Annotated in this window: 3 protein-coding genes; all 3 read left to right on the top strand. The window is 40.7% G+C overall.

Translation table 11 applies throughout. The features are described 5' to 3' along the window. Positions 1–5 precede the first annotated feature (5 nt). The 3 genes from DWW10_RS22980 (at position 6) to DWW10_RS22990 (ending at position 6127) form a co-directional block, all read left to right on the top strand. A complete protein-coding gene (locus DWW10_RS22980; RefSeq protein ID WP_118422342.1) occupies positions 6–2177 on the top strand; it encodes a polysaccharide lyase 8 family protein in 2172 nt (723 codons plus the stop codon). Between the two features lie 108 nt (positions 2178–2285). Beyond that, positions 2286–4556, top strand: coding sequence for a glycosyl hydrolase family 95 catalytic domain-containing protein (locus DWW10_RS22985; RefSeq protein WP_118422341.1), 2271 nt, complete (start codon positions 2286–2288; stop codon positions 4554–4556). A gap of 14 nt (positions 4557–4570) precedes the next feature. Beyond that, positions 4571–6127: a hypothetical protein gene (locus DWW10_RS22990; RefSeq protein ID WP_118422340.1), complete on the top strand. Its 1557-nt coding sequence runs from the start codon at positions 4571–4573 to the stop codon at positions 6125–6127. The last annotated feature ends 327 nt before the right edge of the window (positions 6128–6454 follow it).

A 6454-nucleotide genomic window follows, 5' to 3' on the forward strand; every position in this document is an offset into this window, starting at 1 on the left:
CAGGAATGAGAATTTTGCGTAATCTGATTATAATTAGTGTATTACTTGTATCTGTTACTGTACAGGCAAGTGGTGTGGATGAGTTGGTGCGTATCAAGCAAAATTATGCCCGAATGTTGGTTCCTTCCGGTAAAGATCCGTTTGGTTTATTGTCCATCCTTTCGTCTATTCAACCGGAAACAGAGATTTCGGATCAGGTTGTGGTAGAGTTGCATCAGCGATATCCTTTTGATTTAAAGAAAGTAGAAACTTATCTGTCTTCTTTCACGGAAGCCGGAACATGGCCGGATATTAATTACGATGACAAAAAGCGTTCCGGCTGGGAGCCTAAAATTCATGCGGAACGTATTCTGGAGCTGGTAAAGCTCTATAACTCCGATCAGACTTCCTACTATCGTTCTTCGGAGGTGGAAGCGGTTATTCATAAAGCTTTGAATTATTGGTTTACTGCTAAACCGGTATGTTTGAACTGGTGGTATAATCAAATAGGTATTCCTAAAACACTCGGCACGGTTTTTATCTTGTTTGAGAAGCAATTGACCCCTGTGGAGAAACAGAACGCTATAACTGTAATGGAGAATGCTAAGTTTGGGATGACCGGACAGAATAAGGTATGGCTTGCCGGAAATGTGATGATGCGTGCATTATTACAGAATGATTATGAGTTGGTAAAGATGGCGCGTGATACCATTGCATCTGAAATAGTCACGGGTGGAGCAGAAGGTATAAAAGACGATTGGTGCTTCCACCAGCATGGCGCTCAGCAGCAGTTTGGTAATTATGGGCTTTCGTTCGTATCCGGAATGAGTTTCTTCTCCGGATTATTTTCAGGGACGTCGTTAGCATTTGATGATAAACAGTTGAGTATTCTGAGTACACTGATTGATAAGGGATATCGTTGGGTAATCTGGAAAGGAATGATGGATGTGAATGCTTTGGGACGTCAACTGTTTCATCATGCTCCCGTACATAAAGCACTGAGTCTTGCATTTGCAACCTCGGAGTTAGGTGGAGGTGAATCAGATGAGTGCATGGCTGTGGCAACAGCTCTGCTTCGTGATAATTATCCTGCGCCTGCGGTGAATGTACTTACGGGACATAAGCATTTCTGGCAGTCGGATTATACAATTCATCGTCGTCCTTCCTGGATGGCGTCTATAAAAATGGCTTCTGACCGTATTATCGGTACGGAAATGATGAATGGCGATAATATGAAAGGGTATTATATGGCAGATGGAGCTACTTATATTTATAAAGATGGTAAAGAGTATCTGGATATTTTTCCTCTTTGGGACTGGCGGAAGTTACCGGGAGTAACAGCTTTTGAAGATAATGCACCTATGCCTCTGATTAAAAGTTATCAGCCTCGTAATAAAGGAACTTTTGTAGGAGCTGTTTCGGATGGAAAACAAGGTATGACTGTTATGGAGTTAGATCGTGCCGGAGTGAAGGCTCATAAAGCATGGGTTTGTACGGATGACTTTATTCTTTGTTTGGGAGCTGGTATACAAGCAGATAGTAATCTTATTGTTACCACTTCTATAGAGCAATGCCATAAAAATGGGGAACTGCTTTCCTGGGAAAATGCACGATGGAATGTTGTGAATACAAAGCAATCTGCTAAGGGAAAGGAACAACGCTATTTTCATAATAATACGGGATATATTGTATGGGGCAATACTCATGAAGTTGTAGCTGAAACAGCAGAACGTACGGGATCATGGTATGATGTGATGCAAATGTATCACCCGGAAAAAACACATGGAGAGGTGACTGCCATCTATTTGACGCATGGTGTTGCACCTAAACAAGGTACATATCAATATTTGATATTACCCGGAATGGACAAGGAAAATGTGGCTGCTTTTAATTTATCGGATATACAAATACTTCGTAATGATGCTACTGCTCAAGCTGTCTATAGTGAAGGAAATACTACTTGTTGGGTGGCCGCTTATCAGCCGGTACAATTAACTGTAAGTACGGATTTTATATTGAATATTCAAACTCCCGGAATTTATATGATACGGAAAAATGAATCCGGTCGGTACATAATAAACTATGCCGATCCGACTCAACAGAGAAATGTTGCAGAACTTGAGTTGAATCATAAAAAGGTGCGTCTTTCTCTTCCCGAAGGAAAAGAGAAAGGGAAAACAACTTCTATAGTGGGTTAATGCGTTAAAAAACGCATTTTGAGCCATTTCTCCAAACGATTGAAATAATATTGCAAGCCTTGTTGGTAAGATACGTCTATTTTTGTTTTAGATAAATGATTATAGACTATGAATACACACAAGGCTTTTATTTTGGGCGTAGCATTGCTGAGCACTATTGGGGTGAAAGCTCAGTTTGCCATTGATAATTATAAAGCCGTCTTTACTTCATCCCCACAGCATGTTCCCACTACCAAAACTCCGGATGCTCCTTTAGCCGGTAATGGAGATATCGGTATCACAATGGGAGGTACTCCTGATAAACTCTGTTTTTATATTGGTAAAAATGATTTTTGGAGGGCTTATCCTGTTTATCCGGGAGGTATTGCGCTCCCGGGCGGACTGGATATTGAGATAAAAGAACTGCAAGGAGCTACTTACTATGCGGAACAATTGCCCGGATCAGCTGAAATCAGAACTAAATTCACTACTCCTCATTGTCAGTTGAATTTGTCTGCATGGGTTGCTGCAACGGATAATAAGATTATCATAGAATTGCAATCGGACAAAGCCGTTACTGCCCATTTGCGTTTATGGGCTGCGGAAGGTAATACTTCGACTACTGCGGGAGGCAAAGATAAAGTAATGTGGGTAAGTCGTTCATTTGAAAATACGGAATTGCTGCGTTGGCCTACTCATGTGGCATTGGCTTTAAACTCAAATTCTGATGAATTCTCCTTGATTCCCGGAAAGAAAGTACAATTGGTTATATCTGTTTATACGAATCATGATACACCGGATTGGAAAAACAAAGCAATTACAGAAGCAGAGAAAGTAACGGAAGCGGGTGTTGAGCATTTACGGAAAGAACATCATTCCTGGTGGAATCATTTTTGGAAACAGTCTCATATTAATATAGGTGATAGTTATTTTGAAAAGTATTACTATCAGTCGCAATATTTGTTTGCTTGTTCTTCCCGTGAGGGCAAGTTTGCACCAGGTATCTGGGGACCATTTGTTACGCGTGACGAAGCGGCATGGGGAGGTGATTATCATCTGAATTATAATTATCAGGCACCTTACTGGGCGTCATTTTCTTCCAATCATATTAGTCTGACAGATAATTTTGATCAGCCTATATTAGATTATATGGAGGCTGGACGGAAGCATGCACAGGAATTGCTGAATTGCAAGGGTATCTATTATCCGGTGGGTATCGGTCCTAAAGGTTTATGTACAGCTATGTGGCCGTTAACTCCTGAAGAAATGCAGGAAAAGTATTCGACCCGTGAAAATACAATTGATGGTGGTTATAAGTTTCTGGGACAGAAAATCAATGCGGTGTTTAGTGTTGGAAATATGTTGATGCGATATTACAGTACGTATGATGAGGCGTATGCCTGTAAAGTATATCCGTATCTTCTGGCCTGTGCGGATTTTTGGGAAGATTATCTCTCTTTAGAGGATGGACGTTATGTCATTCGTATGGATCATTTCAACGAGGTTATGCCCAATAAACGTAATGGAGGTGTCTGGCGTAATCGGTTAGGTGATTTTAATTCAACTCTTTCGTTGGGTTTGGTTCGTATGCTGTTTCAGGGTGTGATGGATATGAGTGATTTCCTTTCCATTGATAAGACACGGCAATCCCGTTGGCAGGATATTTTGGAGAAACTGAGTGAATACCCATTAGGTATTACAGAAGACGGACGTCAAAGTTTGAAGAATATGGAGAAGGGACCTCAGGATAAAGAAGTGCGTCCATCGGGGCTGAACAGGGTATCTATTCATGGTTTGATTCTCCCTGCTGGTGTTGTGGGGCCCATGACAGATGCGGCTTTCAATACTATCTTGCTGGAAGATGTGGCACATTGGACGGAAAAGCAACGTGATCCGAATGATTGGGGAAATACATCTAATAATGGAATTGAAACCTGTTATCCCGGAGCTGTACGTGTGGGGTATCCCTCGGATAAGATTCTATCTTATTTGAAGAAACGGATTGAGATGGATGTATATCCCAATTCCTGGATTGTGCAAGGTGGGGGAGGCATTGAAACTTTGGCCGCTGTTCCTCTTACTATTAATGAGATGCTGCTACAAAGTTATGAGGGTGTTATTCGTGTTTTCCCCAATTGGAATCATAAGAAGGATGCATCTTTTGAAAATCTGAGAGCTTATGGTGCGTTTTTGGTTACTTCTACTTTGAAAGAAGGACTAATTCAGGGAGTAACTCTGGTTAGTGAGAAAGGACGTGTCTGTAAAATAGAGAACCCATGGAAAGGACACCCTGTGCAAGTTATCCGGGAAAATGGAAAATCGGACATACTTTATGGAGAATATCTGCAGATACCGACTGTGGCGGGTGAGAAGGTTGAACTGAATTTATATACAAACTAATAATTGAGAATAGAATGAATCGTGTAAAGAAACTTGTGGGAGGTATATTGGCGATAACACTTTGTGTGAGTGTATCTGCCCAGACCAAATTACCTCCGGGCTGGCAATCCAGCTATGTGAAAATTACTCCGGAAGGGGAGTTAGCTTATTATCCCGATAAACAGGGAAATACAATACCGGATTTTAGTCGGGTTGGTTATCATCATGGTGATAAATCAATCCCTGAGTATCCGGTAACAAAAACTGTATATCCTGTGGAAAAAGGGGATAGTCGTCAGAGAATTCAGGATGCAATAGATGAAGTGTCTCGTATGCAACCGGATAAAGACGGACACCGTGGAACGGTTCTGCTAAAACGGGGAGTGTATCATGTTCATGGAACGATTCATATAAATGCAAGTGGAGTTGTTTTGACCGGAGAAGGAGATAATGTGAATGAAACCCGTTTATTGGCTATCGGTAAGCAGCGTTTTTCATTGATAGAAGTATCTGGTAATGGTAGAATGGAGGAAGTATCCGGAACAAGGGTGAAGATTACGGATGCTTTTGTACCAGTGGGAACACACTCTTTTCAGGTTTCTTCTGCTGCAAATTTTAAAGTGGGTGATCGTATCATTGTTTATCGTCCGGGAACAGAGAATTGGATACATGATATTAAGATGGATCAGATCGTTGAACGCCAGGGAACCCGCCAATGGACTGCACGGGAATATAATCTTTCTTTCGAACGTGAAATTGTAAAAGTAGAAGGTAACCGTATTTATATTGATAATCCGGTAGTAATGCAAATGGAAGAGAAATATGGCGGCGGTGAAGTATTTAAGTATACATTTGACGGTCGTATCAGTGAAGTCGGGGTGACTAATATGTGTTTGGAATCTGAATTTGAACATTATGAGGATAACGAGCATGGTTGGATTGGCGTTCAGTTCGATAAAGTGGAAAACTGCTGGGCGCGTAATCTGACTTGTCGCTATTTCGGGTATTCAGCGGTAAGTTGTGAACGCAATGCGAAGAATGTAACTGTGACGGATTGCCGTTGCCTGGAAACAAAATCTCTGATAACCGGTGGACTGCGATATTCTTTTAATAATTGGGGACAGCAAAATCTGTTTATGAACTGTCAGAGTACAGAGGGGCGTCATGATTATGTGACGGGTGCACGTGTATGTGGTCCCAATGTATTTTATAATTGTACGGCTTCGCAAACTTATGCAGATATAGGTCCTCACCATCGCTGGGCAGTTGGAACCCTTTATGATAATGTGATTACCGATGGAGAAATCAATGTGCAGGATCGTGGTAAAATGGGAAGTGGACATGGCTGGGCTGGAGTAACTCAGGTGCTTTGGAACTGTCGTGTGAAACGTGCTGCTGTACAGAGTCCTTGGACATCAGGATATAATTATAACTTTGGTATGAAGGGTGAAAAATATCCGGGAGTTTTTATCGATCGTCCGGATGGTGTTTGGGAAGGACAGAATGAAAAGAATGTCTTCCCCCGTTCACTTTATATAGCACAACTGATGGCTCGTCATAAGAATATGGATTTGCGAATACTGACTAAATAAGCAGGAATTAGCTTGTAATTTGGTGTTGTAAAATCGTAGTGCTTGGTAATGCGTTGTATAATAGGATATTATCCAATTTTTCCGTTTACAGTCTATAACACTTTGAGATATAATTGATAGTATTTGATACAATCTTTAAATCTCGTTTGGGAAAATTGTTGTTTGTTTGCGATATGGAAAACAACAATGTATAACTTTAAAAATGATGTATTGATATTATGTAAAAACAATCTATTATGAACAACTCAAAAAGAATCTTAGGTGAAATCCCTTGTTAATTTAAGTCTAATTTTAAAAAGTAGTTTAATGAAAAAGAAAGAACACAAG

The sequence above is a fragment of the Bacteroides intestinalis genome (genome assembly GCF_003464595.1).
Lineage (GTDB): Bacteria > Bacteroidota > Bacteroidia > Bacteroidales > Bacteroidaceae > Bacteroides > Bacteroides intestinalis_A.

Excerpts from the sequence above, each read along its gene's own strand:
- DWW10_RS22985 (WP_118422341.1), top strand. The coding sequence starts at position 2,286 with ATGAATACACACAAGGCTTTTATTTTGGGCGTAGCATTGCTGAGCACT.
- DWW10_RS22980 (WP_118422342.1), top strand. The coding sequence starts at position 6 with ATGAGAATTTTGCGTAATCTGATTATAATTAGTGTATTACTTGTATCT.
- DWW10_RS22990 (WP_118422340.1), top strand. The coding sequence starts at position 4,571 with ATGAATCGTGTAAAGAAACTTGTGGGAGGTATATTGGCGATAACACTT.